Source organism: Sphingobacterium sp. UBA3519, assembly GCF_002377215.1.
GTDB lineage: Bacteria > Bacteroidota > Bacteroidia > Sphingobacteriales > Sphingobacteriaceae > Sphingobacterium > Sphingobacterium multivorum.
In genome coordinates this window covers 228,666-245,153 of sequence record NZ_DFPI01000033.1, presented here as the reverse complement: position 1 = coordinate 245,153, position 16,488 = coordinate 228,666, and the positions used below count along the sequence as shown (strand labels likewise).

The 16,488-nt window shown below is 42.0% G+C and carries 14 protein-coding genes; 2 read left to right on the top strand and 12 right to left on the bottom strand.

What is annotated here, in order from left to right; all coding sequences use genetic code 11:
* Nucleotides 1–8 precede the first annotated feature (8 nt).
* Both B3297_RS21530 and dinB read right to left on the bottom strand, forming a co-directional pair.
* Nucleotides 9–2,945: a DNA polymerase III subunit alpha gene (locus B3297_RS21530; protein ID WP_286779475.1), complete on the bottom strand. Its 2,937-nt coding sequence runs from the start codon at nucleotides 2,943–2,945 to the stop codon at nucleotides 9–11.
* Nucleotides 2,926–4,107: a DNA polymerase IV gene (dinB, locus tag B3297_RS21525; protein WP_070568437.1), complete on the bottom strand. Its 1,182-nt coding sequence runs from the start codon at nucleotides 4,105–4,107 to the stop codon at nucleotides 2,926–2,928. Before dinB ends, B3297_RS21530 begins: the two co-directional genes overlap by 20 nt.
* Before the next feature lie 204 nt (nucleotides 4,108–4,311).
* Between dinB and B3297_RS21520 the strand changes: the two genes are divergently transcribed.
* Nucleotides 4,312–4,551, top strand: coding sequence for a hypothetical protein (locus B3297_RS21520; protein WP_286779474.1), 240 nt, complete (start codon nucleotides 4,312–4,314; stop codon nucleotides 4,549–4,551).
* 53 nt (nucleotides 4,552–4,604) lie between these two features.
* Here B3297_RS21520 and B3297_RS21515 read toward each other — a convergent pair whose 3' ends face one another.
* Nucleotides 4,605–5,540: an alpha/beta hydrolase gene (locus B3297_RS21515; RefSeq protein ID WP_286779473.1), complete on the bottom strand. Its 936-nt coding sequence runs from the start codon at nucleotides 5,538–5,540 to the stop codon at nucleotides 4,605–4,607.
* A 405-nt stretch (nucleotides 5,541–5,945) separates the two neighbouring features.
* On the opposite strand from B3297_RS21515, the gene B3297_RS21510 reads away from it, so the two are divergent.
* Entirely contained in the window at nucleotides 5,946–6,827 is an 882-nt protein-coding gene (locus B3297_RS21510) for a DJ-1/PfpI family protein (protein ID WP_070568443.1), read from the top strand.
* A 138-nt stretch (nucleotides 6,828–6,965) separates the two neighbouring features.
* Here B3297_RS21510 and B3297_RS21505 read toward each other — a convergent pair whose 3' ends face one another.
* The 9 genes from B3297_RS21505 to B3297_RS21465 form a co-directional block, all read right to left on the bottom strand.
* Entirely contained in the window at nucleotides 6,966–7,757 is a 792-nt protein-coding gene (locus tag B3297_RS21505; RefSeq protein ID WP_070568446.1) for a hypothetical protein, read from the bottom strand.
* Between the two features lie 134 nt (nucleotides 7,758–7,891).
* Entirely contained in the window at nucleotides 7,892–8,608 is a 717-nt protein-coding gene (locus B3297_RS21500) for an FAD-binding oxidoreductase (RefSeq protein WP_286754538.1), read from the bottom strand.
* 116 nt (nucleotides 8,609–8,724) lie between these two features.
* Nucleotides 8,725–9,876 (bottom strand): FAD-dependent oxidoreductase, encoded by a 1,152-nt coding sequence (locus tag B3297_RS21495; RefSeq protein WP_286779472.1) that lies wholly within the window; start codon nucleotides 9,874–9,876, stop codon nucleotides 8,725–8,727.
* 35 nt (nucleotides 9,877–9,911) lie between these two features.
* A complete protein-coding gene (locus B3297_RS21490; protein ID WP_286779471.1) occupies nucleotides 9,912–10,667 on the bottom strand; it encodes a helix-turn-helix domain-containing protein in 756 nt (251 codons plus the stop codon).
* Between the two features lie 133 nt (nucleotides 10,668–10,800).
* On the bottom strand, nucleotides 10,801–11,169 hold the full coding sequence (locus B3297_RS21485) for a nuclear transport factor 2 family protein (RefSeq protein WP_286779470.1): 369 nt from the start codon (nucleotides 11,167–11,169) through the stop codon (nucleotides 10,801–10,803).
* A 210-nt stretch (nucleotides 11,170–11,379) separates the two neighbouring features.
* Complete coding sequence (locus tag B3297_RS21480) at nucleotides 11,380–14,223, bottom strand: response regulator (RefSeq protein ID WP_286779469.1); 2,844 nt, start codon at nucleotides 14,221–14,223, stop codon at nucleotides 11,380–11,382.
* 270 nt (nucleotides 14,224–14,493) lie between these two features.
* Nucleotides 14,494–15,111: an alpha-ketoglutarate-dependent dioxygenase AlkB family protein gene (locus B3297_RS21475; RefSeq protein WP_286779468.1), complete on the bottom strand. Its 618-nt coding sequence runs from the start codon at nucleotides 15,109–15,111 to the stop codon at nucleotides 14,494–14,496.
* A 240-nt stretch (nucleotides 15,112–15,351) separates the two neighbouring features.
* Nucleotides 15,352–15,741 (bottom strand): RidA family protein, encoded by a 390-nt coding sequence (locus B3297_RS21470; protein WP_286779467.1) that lies wholly within the window; start codon nucleotides 15,739–15,741, stop codon nucleotides 15,352–15,354.
* A gap of 78 nt (nucleotides 15,742–15,819) precedes the next feature.
* A complete protein-coding gene (locus B3297_RS21465) occupies nucleotides 15,820–16,392 on the bottom strand; it encodes a Crp/Fnr family transcriptional regulator (protein WP_070568463.1) in 573 nt (190 codons plus the stop codon).
* Nucleotides 16,393–16,488 lie beyond the last annotated feature (96 nt).

Here is a 16,488-nt window from a genome sequence, read left to right as displayed (position 1 = left end):
GCGGCAGGTTACTCGCTTCTAGGGTCTGGCTTTAACGGCATTTTAGCACAGCGGATCACCTCAATGGAAGGGCAACCATATTCTACGACAACTTTGCCTTCAACCAAATAGATTCCCGTCCCATGGAGCGAATATTTGACCAGGCTCTGTGGGAAATGGACGGTATCAAAAAAGCGCCCCTCGGCATCGAGGAAAGTACCGAATTTCATCAGGTCGCCACGCTCGGTCTTCACAAATTTCTCACAGACAAAATCCCCTACAACGCGGACTATTTTTCCTTCAAACAAGTGGAGTTCTCTGGCTGGCATATCGCCCCGGTAATTGCTTTTGGTAAGATCAAAAAGCGTCCCTGTGACACAGAAGCCTATCAGCTCCATTTCGTCGTAATAGTCCTCCAAGATATCTTCTTCCAAGGGTGGCAGTATAGGCTTGCGACTCTCAGTCTCAAAGAGCGCCATACCCGTTGCAACAGGCTTATGCTTGCTCATCATCAGATGCGAAGCCCACAGCAATTGCTTTTTTCCCGTCCCCGTAAAGCGCAAGGCTCCAACACGGATCAAGATAACAACCTGCTCAATACCCGTCTGTGTGCGCTTAACAAAATTTTCCAGACTCGTATAGGTGCTATTCGCTTCGCGCTCTTCGATAATGCGATGGGCCAGTTTACCCTCCAAGTTGAGCAGGCAGTCAAAACCCAGATAAATATCCTTACCCTGAATGGAGGTATTAAAAACGGACTGATTGACACAGGGCAGGCAGATATTGCCGCCTGAAATTCGTGCTTCATTGACATAGACTTTACGATTGTAAAACCCACCATAATTGTTGAGTACCGCAACCATAAACTCCAAAGGATAATAGGTCTTCAGGAAAAGACTCTGATAACTCTCTACGGCAAAGGATGCGGAATGCGCCTTGTTAAAGGAATAGCCCGCAAAACTTTCCATCTGCCGCCAGATCTCGCGGCTCGTCTTTTCGGGGTATCCCTTGGCCTTGCAGTTGGAAAAGAATTTATCCTCGATTTCGATCAGGTGGTCTTTGCTCCGGTATTTGCCCGACATCATGCGCCGCAGCACATCGGCATCGGCCATATCGAGTCCACCGTAGGCATTGGCGATCTTCATCACATCTTCCTGATAGACCATCACGCCATAGGTCTCTTCGAGCTGTTCCTTAAACACGGGGTGCGGATAGACGACCGTCGTGGGGTCGTGATGCCGGCGGATATATTCGCCCATCATACCCGAACTGGCCACACCAGGCCGAATAATGGAGGACGCTGCCACCAACGTCAGGTAATCATCGCAACGCAGTTTAGTGAGCAGCTGCCGCATGGCCGGGCTCTCGATATAAAAACAGCCGATGGTATTGGCTGATTTTAATTGCGTCGCAATATGGGCATCCTGAAAAAAACGCTTGGGGTTGTCGGTATCGATCACCACACCCAAGTTTTCCCGCACAATGGTCCGGCAATCTTTGATATGGCCGATACCTCGCTGGGAAAGGATATCGAACTTTTCAAAACCGATATCTTCGGCCACATACATATCAAACTGCATGGTCGGCAATCCCTTGGGCGGATTGTCCATCGCCGAATAACAGGTGAGCGGTTCCTCCGAAATGAGCACGCCGCTGGCATGGATGGTCCGCTGATTGGGAAAATCGGCCATGCGGTTGTAAACGCTCAGAATTGTATTAGTCACCTCATTTTTGTTGAGCATATGATCGGGCTCATGCACCAGGCGGTCGATCTCGGCCTTGGGTAGCCCATATACCTTACCCAGCTCGCGCAGGATGCTGCGGGAGCGAAAGGTGCTCATGGCGCCCATCAGGGCTGTATGTCCTGTCTGATAACGGTTGAAAATATAGTCGTACATCTCGTCGCGTTCATTCCAACTAAAATCTATATCAAAATCAGGCGGACTCTTGCGCTTGGGATTGAGAAAACGCTCAAAGGGAAGCTTAAGTGCAATGGGGTCAACATCGGTGATCCCCAAGCAATAAGCAACAGCAGAATTGGCCCCCGATCCACGGCCTACATAGTGAAAATTGCGCCCACGTGCGTAGCGGCAGATATCGTCGGTAATGAGAAAATAACTGGAGAAACGCAGGTTTTCGATAATCTCGAGCTCGCGCTGGATGCGTTCGGTTGCCACCCGGTCGTTACGACCATAGCGTCTGGAAAAGCCATCCATGCAGTACTTGTACAGGAGCTGCTTATCGTTGTAGCGATTACCGGTAAAGGTTGCTTTATTTTTAACACTGGTGAAATCGAAACTGAAAGAACACTGGCCCAGTATACGGTTGGTGTTGGCCAGCAATTGGGGCAAGTCGGTAAATAAGCGCATAAGCTTGACCCGAGGGATAAATACCTCGTCCTCGGCAGCGATCTGCCCTTTGTTAAGCTGCGAAATTAACAAGTTGTTACCAATCGCCCTTAATTGCCGATGTAAGGTGTAGTCGGTTTTGCGGAAACTGACGGGTGCGATTATCACACAGCGATCAAGTACCTTGTGGTCCATCAGCTGGGCGCGGGTCCGCTCACTGGGTCGAACGCCGATGTATTCGAAGTCCCGCAATGGAAAGGCATTGAGCCTGCTAAAGGGATAGATGACAAAGACCTCCTCAAATTCGGGCGCACGCTCCGGTATAGCGCGGTTTTCCATATTGAGCTTAGTTCGATACTCATTGATCTCACGGAAGCCACACTCATTTTTGGCGATGGCTACAAAACAAAGCTGATCGTCGTTGCGGAACTCCATCCCTGCGAGTAGGTTCAGTCCGGCTGCGCGCCCCAGTTTGATAAAATCCAGTGATCCCGAACTGTTGTTGATATCGGTAAGCACGGCGGTATCATAACCGCCAGCAAGCATGCCCGACACGAGATCCTGCAGGCTGAGGGTACCAAAACGTAGGCTATAATAGCTATGTAGATTTAAGAGCATGCTCCCCTCCTTTCTCCGGCAGCGGCGCACAGATGGCCTTCATCAGAAATTCGGCCCCATAGCGTTTTCGGATCTTGTCCATGGCTTGCATGAGGTTAACCTCTTCGGCGCTATCGTCAAAGAGATCGGTCTGGTAAGAACCGTATATCAGGCCTGAGAACTTGATCCCAATAAGCCGTATCAGCATCCTGCGGCTATAGAGTTTTTTGAATAGCGAAAGCACCACATCGGTAAGCTTTCGATCCGAATTGGTATAGCCAATCTGCAACTGCTGCGTATGGGTATCGAAGTTGCTGTAACGGATCTTGAGAGTGACGCAGCTGGTTAGTTTCTGCTCTTTGCGCAGATCGAAAGCGAGTGTATCGACCATGCTGATCAGCGTGCGACGTAGTACATCCATATCGATAGTATCCTGCTGAAAGGTATTTTCTTTGGACATGGACTTTTGCTCCCGAAAAGGCAACACCAGGGAATCATCAAGCCCATTGGCTTTGCGCCAGATGTTGATCCCATTTTCCCCGAGGACCTTCTGCATGGTGAACACCTCCATTTGCTGTAGGGTTCCGATCTTGGAAATCCCCATATTTCGGAGCAAGGTAAAGGACTTCTCGCCTACCATGGGAATCTTGCGGATGGATAGCGGTGCGAGGAAACCTTTTTCGGTACCATTTTGTACCTGCTTTTCGCCACAGGGTTTGGCCGTACCGGTGGCGATCTTAGAGACGGTTTTGTTGACCGACAGGCCAAAGCTAATGGGTAGCCCAGTCTCTCGGATAATACGCTGGCGGAGCTCCTGGGTCCATTTCCAACAACCAAAAAAGCGGTCCATACCGGAGACATCGAGATAATGTTCGTCTATACTGGCTTTTTCGACAATAGGCGTTTCTTCTTCGATAATCTGTGTAACGATACCGGAATAGTGGCTGTATCGATCGTGATCGCCCCGGACTACAACGGCTTCGGGACACATGCGTAGTGCCAGCCGCATCGGCATAGCGGAATGCACGCCAAACTTACGGGCTTCATAGGAACAAGACGCAACTACCCCGCGGTCACTACTTCCTCCTATGAGCACGGGTACTCCGATGAGCTTGCGGTTCTGCAAGCGCTCGACAGATACAAAAAATGTATCGAGATCACAATGTACTATACTCCTCTCCATGTTTTTTCAATTGTATAAAAAAGCCGTCCTTCGGCCTCTCTTAATTTGGTAGTTGCTCAGTTCAAAATTACTAATATTATTAGCAAACAATCAAGAAGGTCAATGGTTTAATTTTTATCACATTCATTGTCAGCGATATAATTTATAGTCGGTCGTTGGCTTAAAAAAGATGGCGGATGTGCTGTTTATTACAAAACGGGACCTATGAACGAAAAGATACTCAGCTATTTAAAGCGTGAAGGATTCATGTACTTATGGCGAAAATTTGGCGAGCACGCCTATAAACCCATGAAAGGAAATCTTGAACAACTGCTCGCGCAAACCAGCACAACACCACTTTGGGAAGACGATTTATTGTCGATAGATGATGCCCTGTTATTGGTCGGCACAGAAAGTGTACAGGACGATTGGATCGTGCTGGTAAAGAAGAAAAGGGGAAAATAAAAAGCCTTGATTCCTACATCGGATCCATCCTCGAATCAAGGGACTCGAGGTAGTTATTCCTTTTTATAGCTATTAAAATTGTCCTGTATGAGTTTTGCAACCAATTGCGGATTTTGGTAGTAAATACCATGTGAATATTTCGGGAGCAGGACAAGCATGCTATGGTCATTGTCTTTTAACAATGCTGCATAGTGCTGGATTCGCAATTCATCGTATTCTTTCCACCATGCCTTAAAATTGATACCCAGATTTAGTTTACGGTCCAGCTCTTCATCCGGCAGTTCAATATTTTTGTTGTAGGATATGATCACTGTAGCAGCAATTTCTTTTTTCAATGGCGGCAATGTTCGGTATTCATGAAAGTATCCTTTTGAAATGGACGTTAGCGCTCGAGCAGCATCAATATGTGCTCCCGCACTGGAATTTTTATTTTTGGACATCTGCTCCATAATAATCTTTGTAATCTGCTGATAGCTCGTTTTACTCTGCGAGACCACTTTAGCATGTTCATCCTCTTGCTCGGTTAACATAAAATCCGTCGGGTCCGAAAATACCAGTCCGCGTACTTCATCGGGATACTGGGCTGCAAACAGACGGATGTAAGGGCCTCCCATGGAATGCCCCACTAACAAGTAAGGGGGCTGAATGGCCAAGGTTTGCAAAAGGCCATGTAAGCGCGCCACCACCTGGCTATCTGTCACAATACGGGAGTCGGGTTCGGAACTACCAATACCACTTCTTTCGTACTGAATACTCGCGATATGGTTGGGCAAAAGGGGTAAAATCGGATCAAATGTACCGCCGCCCAATCCGGCTTCGAACACCAAAATAGGTTCCCCCGCTTTGCGGTTGGCAAGATTGCTGGTTTTATAGGCCATTTTTTTTCCCTCAACCATAACCGATTGACTCGTATTAGACTGCGCCGATACAGCTTTCGTAAAAGCTGTGCCTAAAAACAGCAACAGCATTGCTTTGAATAGTTCTTTCATATACAATAAGTATATGGAGGTAAACATCCGTTACACTGGAGCTAATATTTTTTTTACTCCTGCCAAATGAAACGTATACCTTGATGCCGGATATCGATCTGTTGGATTGTATTGAAGAGACGGCAAATTGGAAAATATGTTCCCTCATGTACAAAAAGAAAAAGCCCGCTTGAACAGCGTCCAAGCTACCTTAAAACCTGATATGGTTAGTTACTTTAGCGATGAAATATTTTTGAGTACATAAAGCCAAGTTCCTCGTAAAATATTTTGCCCTGATTACAAATATTTTTTAGGCGAAACAGCATGGGTTTTGATATTGTTATCTCTTAAAGATTAATAAATGTGGAAAGTTTGACCTTCGAAGCTTATCAATAGCACGAATGTCGAACCAAAAAAAATATTACTATGTCATTATTTTCAAACGATTTGAGCAAAGAACCCGTATTTGACGGGATTGGTTACGAACCTTCTTTTTTTTCAAGAAAGACAATGGTTACGACCAAGACAAATTACAGCAAAAAAAAGTACAGCGATGTCAACAAGGACACCCGAAAAAAGATTCTTGTGCTTTGCACAGAAGAACGGTATATGACCATGAAAAATGGAAAGAAATTTTCAACAGGCAATCATCCGGTCGAAACACTCGTTCCCATTCTTCATTTCGAACAGGCTGGATTTGAGGTTGACTTCTACACACCAACCGGTGCTCCTGTAAAATTCGAAATGTGGGCTATGCCGTACGAAGATGAAAACATCGGTAACATCCTCGACAAGTATAATACACAATTTTCAAACCCGCACAACCTACGGGATTTTATAGCTGATACGAACAAAGGATATGTTGACTACGTGGCCGTTTTTATTCCAGGTGGACATGGCGCAATGCTCGGGCTACCTGAAAATAATGATGTAAAAGAACTTATCAAATGGGCAGTAACTGAAGATAAATATCTCTTGGCAATCTGCCATGGCCCGGCAGCGCTCTTAAGCGCTGCAGATTGCGGAGACGCTGAATTTCCCTTTAAGGGGTATAAGATCAATTCGTTTCCCGATGAAATGGATAAGACTTTGCCAGAAAGTGGTTACCAGCCGGGCGAGATGCCCTGGTTTTATGGCGAAAAACTCAAACAACTTGGGGTAGAAATTTTGAATAAAAAAATTGCCGGCGATTGTCACGTTGACAGAAAATTGATTACTGGGGATAGCCCATTGGCGGCCGATAAATTCGGAAAACTCTGCGCAGATGAACTTCTCGCCCATGAAAAATCAAAAGTGGAAAATGGATAGGCGATTTTTTTCAAATAAAAGGCTCCCTTATTAACCGATAAGGGAGCCTTTTTTTGGCTAGATCTCCGCTTGAGCCAATGTTAAACCGGCTTTGGGCTTTGCTCTAATTTAAAGTTAGGTATATTTCTGAATTTCTGCCTATTCTTTCGTTAATAAAAGGGCTATATCCTGTTTTGCAAGCACATGGCCTTTATCGACAATATTGCTCTTGACATATAGAAAACACTGATTATTATGATCGAGTTTGCCAACTATCACCTCAATAGATTTTATATTCAGTTCTCCCATCTCTGCAGGATCCACTTTATTCGGATCTAAAATTAATTGTCCGTCTTTCTTAAATTCTTCGAGTTGCCAGGAGTAACCTGCCCAAGGTCCAGCAACCAGTGTTGTCCGTTTAGCATCCATAATGATCTGCCCTTTGTATTCCAAGCCCAGGCTATCAACCCTGACCCGCTGGTCTTTTAAATTGATGACCACATATTTTAAGTAATCGCCGAAGTCTTTAGGTTCGAAATGGATGCTATTGTCCTTTCGAACGATCTTGAGCTCCATAGCCCCTATTTTATCTATTTTGATAGCCTGGGAGAACTCCATAAAAGTAGCATACTCCGCTTCGCTAATCCCTAGATTTTTGTGATATGGTATAGGCTCTCCGGGTTTTAATTCCTTCATTGTTTTGAAAAACCAATCTTCATTGGCTTTCAAGGCTTGTTTCATTTTCTCAACAATTGCAAGCTGCGATGCATTAGGTCGAGGAATTCCCAACACCGCTGCGGTATAGTTACCTTCAGGAAGTTGTCCGTCAACAAAGTGAATAGCCAACGCATTGCTGTCCACTCCTGATTGCTTTTGTGCAGAAACATGGAAGGAAAATAGGAATGCCGCTAGCACCCAATACAAGCGAAAATACTGGTATAGAAATGTCATGTTCAACGTGTTTGAACGATAAAATTACGGTTTAATGCTGACAATCCTTCATCTTCATCGCCCACAGTTCACCTTTATTTACCAAGCTGGACCAGCCCAGGCGGCTAATGATGTGTATGATAATTCAAAGCTATTTATAATCCCTTTTTACCGGCTAACCAGTAGCCGTGTAAATAAACGGTACCATTGGTGTTTTCTCTAATAATTTTTCTGAAGAGTTGAGCCGATTTTGCATTACCTGTCAACACGAACTTAGCTTCTTGCCAATCTGGAGTATCGATCACCGGCAGTTTGCCTACCCACTCCTGCTTGTTGGACAAAAAGTTTTTGGAAAATATCAGGCAGTTTTCCAAACCCAATAATTTTGGAACATCTTTGTTCTCTTCCTCTAATTCAAAAATAAACATAAACTGATGCTTGTTCTTCTTTAACACTGGAAGAAAAGAACAAGCAAGTGCTAACGAAGTTTCATCGCCAAAAATGACAAATCTTTGCGTTGTTTTATCATAGTACCTACTTAACGCTCTTGGCTTATACATCACAATTTGATCGCCCACTTTCAAATCCGCCATAAGACGACTTCCACAACCTTTACCATTCAAATAAACGACGAATTCAAACAAGCCCTTTTCAGTATCTGCATGGGAAACGGTATATCTTCGAGCCTCTGTATCATTAATTCTGAAGTCTATGAACGAACCGACCGTAAATTGTACATTTTTTAAATCCCCTTTGAAACAAATCCTCTTCACAGATTTTGATAAAGAGACTGTTTCGACAACTTCGATCAAAGGCAGCTTGGGCGTTAAGAATTCTAAGGTATCAAATAACCACTTTGGTGCACTTGGCATAGTATTTATATTTTGTTCAAAGCAAAGTACAGCAGAACCGATCGTATAAAATAGAACGGAAAAGAGTAGGTATTGGATTAATCGTGGTTTTTGCCCACGAAATGGCCGAGCGTGGTTTACCTCCGCTCGTTAAACATCGCCAGCAAATTGTCAAGTCCACCTTCCGCGTGTAATATTTCGGTGTTTTCCAACGTATCTTTGGTAACTTCGGCCGCCCTTGCCTGCATTTGTTTTTCATACTGTGAAATTGCCGTCTGAATATCCGGAAAATGATCGCTGGTCAAATTTTCGGCCAGCTCAAAAGCATCCTGCATTGCCTGGTTTACACCCTCACCGGCATAGGGCGGTATACGATGTGCCGCATCGCCAAGCATGGTCAAGTTGGGTAATGTGGGCCAAGTCTCGTCCAATGGAAAATAATATTGCGGGCGTGGCATAAACCAAATTTCATTACTTGCAAAAAGTTCATGCCATTGTTCGCTCCAGGAGGAGAACGCGACTTTAAACCAATCAAATACCTGTTGCTTGTTGTTAAAGTCAATGCCGCTTTCCTGCACCCAATTTTCAGGGACTTTACAACCGGTATAAAACGATAAACTGCCCTCTCCTTTTGCACTTAAGATAATGGATTGTCCGTTTCCAAGCGCAAAGACTTTTCCGCCTTTTGTGATTTCCCAAAGTTTCGGTGCGTTTCTTTCAGCCTCGTAGACATTTCCCTCAACAATCGTGATGCCAGAATAAATCGGCTTAATATCGGTTAAATAAGGGCGAATTTTTGAATTTGCACCATCCGCTGCGACGACAAGGTCAGCGTAAAAAGATTTTCCGTTTTTGAAATGCAGAAGCCAGCCATGATCCTGTTCTTCCATTGAAACAAACTGACTGTCCCAGACAATGGTACCCTCATGCAATGCGTTTATTAAAATATCACGCAAAGGGGCACGATCAATTTCAGGACGATCTTCCTGATCCTTATGTGGAAGCTCGTGCTCATCCATTTTGATGATGGCCTGCTTGTCCAACACCCTTAAACGTCCAGCCTCGGGTCGAAAGCTAGCTTTAAATTCATTCATCAAATTTGCCCTGCGAAGAGCTTCCAATCCACTTTCTTCGTGCAGGTCCAGTGTGGCTCCCTGCTGGCGAACTTCTTTATTGCTATCACGTTCATATACGGTTACATTTGCTCCTTTTAATTGTAAGAGTTTGGCTAATGTGAGTCCGCCTGGACCACCGCCAACGACTGCCACTTTTTTGTCTTGTAATTTCATATCCAGTACAATTTAATTTTTTTGACTGAACAAAATTAGGTGGATCTGAGCGTTGAAAATTGTATAAAACGCTCATTTTGGTTCTTCAACAGTTCTTTTGGTGAAACACCAGCAAGTTTCTTGACTTCTTTAATAAAATGGGATTGATCGGCAAAGTTTTGTTGTGGAAACAATTTGCCTTCTTTGATGTGCTGAAAGGAAGCACGGAAGCGGATAATATTGCAATATGCTTTTGCCGTAAGTCCGAACTGCTGATCGAAATAACGGTTGATCTGCTGCCGACTCCAAAACGATTGTGCTGCAAGTTCTTTGATTGTAATCGCCCCGTTTGATGTATAAATAAGGTCGAACAGTGTTCGTTTCCTGTTGTCAACTTCACGTGGCAAAAGTGACTGTATTTTTTTTGTCGTTTTCGCACAGAATAAATCAAAGTCATTCAGGTCGTCGGCACTAAAGTTCCAAAAATTAGGAGGCAACAGAGTTGCCCTGTCCACCAAGTTGGCGATGCTGGTCTGAAAAACAGATTGGATTGCAAGCGGGTTAAAACTGATGGCGTAAGTCTGTCGCAAAGGCGCAATGGTCGCCCGCCCTGACTTAGTTTGGACGCCCAAAAGCGTCATGTGGAAAGGCTCTGTTGCAGATTGCGTAAAAAATAGATCAACTCTTCCGTCAGGCAGTACAACAACCTCTTTATCACAATCCGATTGATTTTGTAAAAGCCAAAAGCTGTCAACAAAATCCGCTAACGGTCTGTCAGGTTTTACTGCCTGATATATTAATTCATTTTCCATTGCTTTAGTGAGTTTGTGCGCAATAGCCTTCCCCGCTAAATTCACTATGGCACATCCGGTGAAAAGCCCCACACGTTCAATCAAAATTACGGATTATTGTATAACCACACACGAAATAGATCAAATACCAAGCCTATTCGGATGACGATAGCGGCGATCCGTGTTTTTCAATGACAAATGCTTTAAGCTCTGCCATTTTTCCATCTTCGAATCGCCAAATGTCGCAATAATCGAAATGCTCATATTTTCCGGCCTTATTTCTCAACCGAATTTCTCCGGTCACCATAACAGAATCGCCTTCCTCAATCGATTTTTCCACATTAAAAACTGGTGGTTCCTGATAGAACTCTTTCATATAAGCACGGACTTCTTCTTTTCCATGGAGGATACGATCCCCTACAAAGACCCATTTCGTGTCTGCAGTACAATAAGCTAAGAAGCTTTCATAATCTCCCTTTGCTATAAATTCATTGGCTATCTGTAATATTCTTATATTTTTCATTTTTATCAATTTGTTTTGAATCATTAATTTTTGTCGGTCTACAAGCATTAGATCTTGTGATGGATCAGTATGATACCCCGTTAGTTTATAAAACCACACAGAGGAACATGTTGTTTTAAACGATGAAATAAGATATATTCAATGCTACGACGAACTGTAGAGATTAGGATTTAAGTAGGACATTCGATAATTGTGAATTAGATTTATTCTTTACTCATTGTCGTCGTTTATCAACCATTTTCTCAAAAGCTCCAGCACCGTTTTCTTAACAAAAGGCTTCACTGCAAAATCGTCCATTCCACACGAAATGCATCGTTCTTTTTCTTCCTTAATATTGCTTGCAGTCAATGCTATAATTGGTGTATGCATCCTACCGTCCTCATTTTTCCTAATCAATTCAGTTAACTCATATCCATTCATTTCAGGCATCTGTATATCCATGAATACCAAATCAGGCCTATTGTCCTTAAACAATTCAAATCCCGCGAAACCATCGACAGCCTCTATGATTTCAGCATTGGGAAGAACATTCTGTACAATGGTTCTGGTGAGCAACATACTAAATTTATTATCTTCAATAATTAAAATCTTGTATTTGCCTTCCAAAAAGAGCGTTTCTTTTTCAGCATATTTGATAGATCCTTCATTCAGCTGTAGCGCAGCAACTAATGTTGAATACAGTTGATCTACTTTAACTGGTTTGTTAATACAATGAATAATATTGCTGCTTTCAGCAATAAGGGCTGGGTTGGTTTCAAGCACTGATAACATTAAAACTACGGGCTGTCCAACTCCTCTGTAAAGTAACTTTTCCCTGATTTTTTTTACAGTATCGATACCGTTCATAATAGGTAGATCATTGTCGATAATAATCGCATCATACCGTTCTCCTTTAGTCAACAATTGAAGAACTTCAAATCCGTTATCGGCCAACGAGACATTAACTTTCTTCATCTGCAACATCAATGCAATATTTGCTCGTTCGGCATCTCGCCGGGCGACTATCATAATATGTAAAGATTCTAAAAGTTTCCATTCATATACATCCCCTTTTAGAGATCTCAATGTTATTTCAAAATAAAATTTGCTACCTTTTCCGTGTTCACTTTCCAATTGTAATTTACTGTCCATCATTTTTAGCAATTGGTTGGAAATGCTAAGTCCTAGCCCTGTTCCTCCAAATCTTTTACTTATTGACGCGTCTTCTTGAGAAAATGCTTCAAATATCTTTTGCTGTTTATCCGGTTTAATACCGATTCCGCTGTCCGTAACACAGAAGCGAAGCGTCGTGGAATTTTCGTCCGAAGATAGTACATCAACATGTAGCGCAACACTTCCCTTTTCCGTAAATTTTATTGCATTACTTAAAAGATTCATGAGCACCTGTTTGAGACGAAGTGAGTCAACCCAAACATAATGTGGTAGTGATTCTGATAAATTTACCCGAAAATCTAATTTTTTGGCTTTCCACTGAAAATCAATCAAACTTGCCACCTGAGCAAACATCTCATACAGATCATTTTTTTCAACAGAAAGCTCCAATTTGCCAGCTTCAATTTTAGAGAAATCAAGTATATCGTTTATGATACTCAAAAGAAGATTAGCAGACTGATCAACAATGGAAAGATACTCTTTTTGTGTATCGTCTAGTTTTGTTCGACTCATCAAATCCGTAAACCCTATAATCCCATTAAGAGGTGTACGAATTTCATGACTCATATTGGCGAGAAACTCTGACTTCGCCACGCTACCTTGGTCAGCAAGCTTTTTAGCTTTCTCTAACTCTTCTCTTTGAAGTACAATCTTCGTGATGTCTGTGGCAATGCCAAGATAACCTATGATCTGACCAGAAATATCACGCATTGCAGTAACGGCAAGAGATACATAAAGTTGCGTAAAATCCTTTTTTATATAAATCCACTCTCTTTGCTCGTATCCGTAGCGCTCCGCTATTTCGACGAACACTCTAAATTCACTAATCGGATAGCCAAATTCAATTTCAAGTTCCTTCGCGCGATCTCTAACTTCTCTACTGCTATGAAATAATGTCGGCGTAATTTTACCGATCACTTCTTCACTTTTATACCCCAATAAATTTTCTGCGCCCCGGTTGAAAAGGGTTATCACCCCTTCTGCGTCAGTTGCTATGATAGCAACGGCAGTAGTGGCATTCAAAACATCTTCAAGCATTTTCTTAGAACGTATCGATTCCGCTTCAGAGCGTTTACGCTTATCGATATCCTGAAAAGTGCCATATAGTCGAACACATTTACCCTTTTTAAAAGCTGCTTTGCCTAATGCTCTAACCCACAACCTTGTACCCTGATAGGTATCAATCTCCAATTCAAGATCCCATGATGCTCCCGTAGATATTGCGCAATTTATAGCCTGAACAATTTTCATTTTATGTTGAGGATCCTTGTAAAACTCTATTGCTGTTTCAATAGATGGACAATAATCCTTTGGAACCCCATGAATAATCTTGGTCATTTCAGACCAATCGATATAATCATCAACTAAGTCATACTCCCAGCTCCCTACTCTGGCAACCTGACTGGTCATGTCTAGTGTAGACTTCACATATTCCAACTTACTAGTTAACTGGAGATGCCGGTTTTTCTCTTGAAGTAAATTAAAAACTTCTATACACAATAATGAAAGAAGAGTCCGTTGACTATCCGTAAGCTTGTTGGGGCGTCTATCCATAACGCTTAAAAAACCAACTATTTTTCCGTCGTAACCGATTAATGGTGCCTCATAATAATATAGTATACCAAAATTTTGGAAAATAACTGAATTGCGCTGCGATTGAGGCTCAGTGCTAACGTCTGGAATTTCTAGCGTGCCGTTGACATCAAACACATAATCGAAAAATACCTTATCGATACTTACATTGCCATCGACATCATGAAAATAAGTCTGTACAAAATTTTGACTGTTATCAAATAAAGTCAACACTGCAATTTCCGTATTACATATTAATTTAGCTTTAAGGAGCACTCCAAAAAGATCTTTTTTAATCATATCAGCGACCAGCTTATAATTATTATCCATGATAAGAGGATGGCTGTTATCGTTTTTGGGGTATCTTTGATTGTGCATAAAGTTGTAATATGCTATAGAAATTTAGTTTATGACAAAACAACAATTTTATTTGAATAGTTTTTTAATAAAAAAAGAATTAATTCAAATTAAAATATGTTAGATAAACAACCTTAAATCGAGAACTTAAGGTTGTTACTATCTGTTATTAACCTTATTTATGAAAAGTATTGTTATAACAAGGGACGTTTCTCTTTCTTTTGATCTTTATACAAAAATTGTTTATTCATTCTCTAGTTCGTTGATCAGGCGAAATGTCAAGTTGATCCTTGCGCTCATCTTTTGCGTAGATTTTGCGATTCGATGTTCCCATGTCTCCTGCAGATTGCCTTTCATCAACAACAGAGCACCATGGTTCAGTAGCAACGAATACTTCTTATTATGATCGTCCACTTTCCTGAAATCAAAATAGCGTGCTTGTCCCAGACTCACCGACCCGATCACGGGTCTATTGCCCAATTCGCTCTCGCGATCGCGGTGCCAAGCGACTGAATCGTTGTTGTCGCGATATAGATTGAGCAAGACGGAATTGAATGTACAATGAAACCGCTGTTCAATCCGCTCCTTCAACGCCTTTAATGGGATAAGCCATTCATTCACGGCTATCCTTTTTCCGGCCATTTGATAAGTAGCATTTTCGTCGCCATACCAGGCGGTCAAGCGAGGAGTCAATATCGTTCGGTCGTACATTATTTTGGATGTCTGCTGCCAGGGTACTTCTTTCAGCAGGAAATCAAACAACTGATCAGCTTCCTCCTGCATAAGAAAGTCCGGCTCAAAGTTCAGGAGATCTTCCGGAAAAATATATCCTTCATGTTGAAATAAGCTAAGCTGATCCATGGAGTAATGAGCTAAAATTTATACGATTTTCCGAAGCATCAAAAACCTATGCCTGCAAAGAAAGAACAATCCTCGCTGCAGAGCGTTTGCTATTTTAGGGGAAAAGTTTTGCTGATTATTTCGTTTTATAGCTATTAGAATTGTCCTTTATGAGTTTCCAACCAAATGCGGATTATGGACGTTATTCAACAATAACAAAATGGCAAATAGCGAGCTATCGCCATTTTTTTAATCCTGACGTTATTTAACCAGTGTTGCTTCCAGTTCTACCTTCAAAGTTTCAAACAATGTCTTGACTTCCAAAACTGTACTTGTTTGCTTCACTTTATTTTTAGTAATCCAATCCTGAATTACATCAAAGTTTTCAAATAGCGCTGTAGAATCGGTCGTGTAGATATTGAGGCGAACGAGATGTCGAGCTTCATATCCACTTGATTGAATAATTTTTTCAAGATTTTCAATAGTATGAAAAATTTGCGTTCTCATATCAGCAGTGCTCGATACGCCATCATCACTAATAGCACATTGTCCCGACACATATAAGGTTGAATTGGCATGTTTAATTTCAACAGCCTGCACATAATTTCTGGCTTCCTGCCAGTTCCAAGGATTGATTATTTTCTTTTCCATTTCTGTAAAATTATTATGGAGCAAAGCTCAAAATATTTTTACATTCACCTGTGTGACAAACCTCACAATTAAATAAAATCAAGAAAATAGACGGCTTAATGTCTCCCTGGATACGCCTAGGTAAGAAGCAAGCAACAATTTTGGAATCCGTTGCAGCAAAGCGGGATTTCTTTTGATCAGCTGCTCATATCTTTCCTTTGCTCCCGAGGTTAAAAATGATAAGATCCGTTGCTGGGAACCGATATGCCCGGCAATTGATTTACGAAGGAAAAAGCGTTCCATCTTTTGAAGCCTATTGCACAACCTTTCAAAATTTTCCAGCGACAGACAAAGTAATTCTGTTCTCTCAAGACATTCCAAAGTAAATGAAGCATTTCCGCCCGTGTAAAAGGCCGAAACATCGGTTTCCCACCAGTCTTCCATTGCAAATGAAACAATATGTTGCTTAGCGTCATCGTCTGTATAATAAAATTTAAGAAGACCAGACAATACAAAGTAAATATAGTTTACGGTATCGCCCTCCCTAAAAATACATTCCGACTTTCTATACTGCCGTTGAATAAAACATGCTTTTACCAAGTCAAATTCATCTTCAGTAAGTACAACGACTTTCTCTATATGTTCTTTTAACAGATTATATTTATCTTCCATTAGATTGTAAGTACCATTTACTGCTGATTACAAGTGTTAAAACTTCCATTGTAAAATTGACTAAATGAAGTGTTTTCTCAAAAACGCTGATACAAA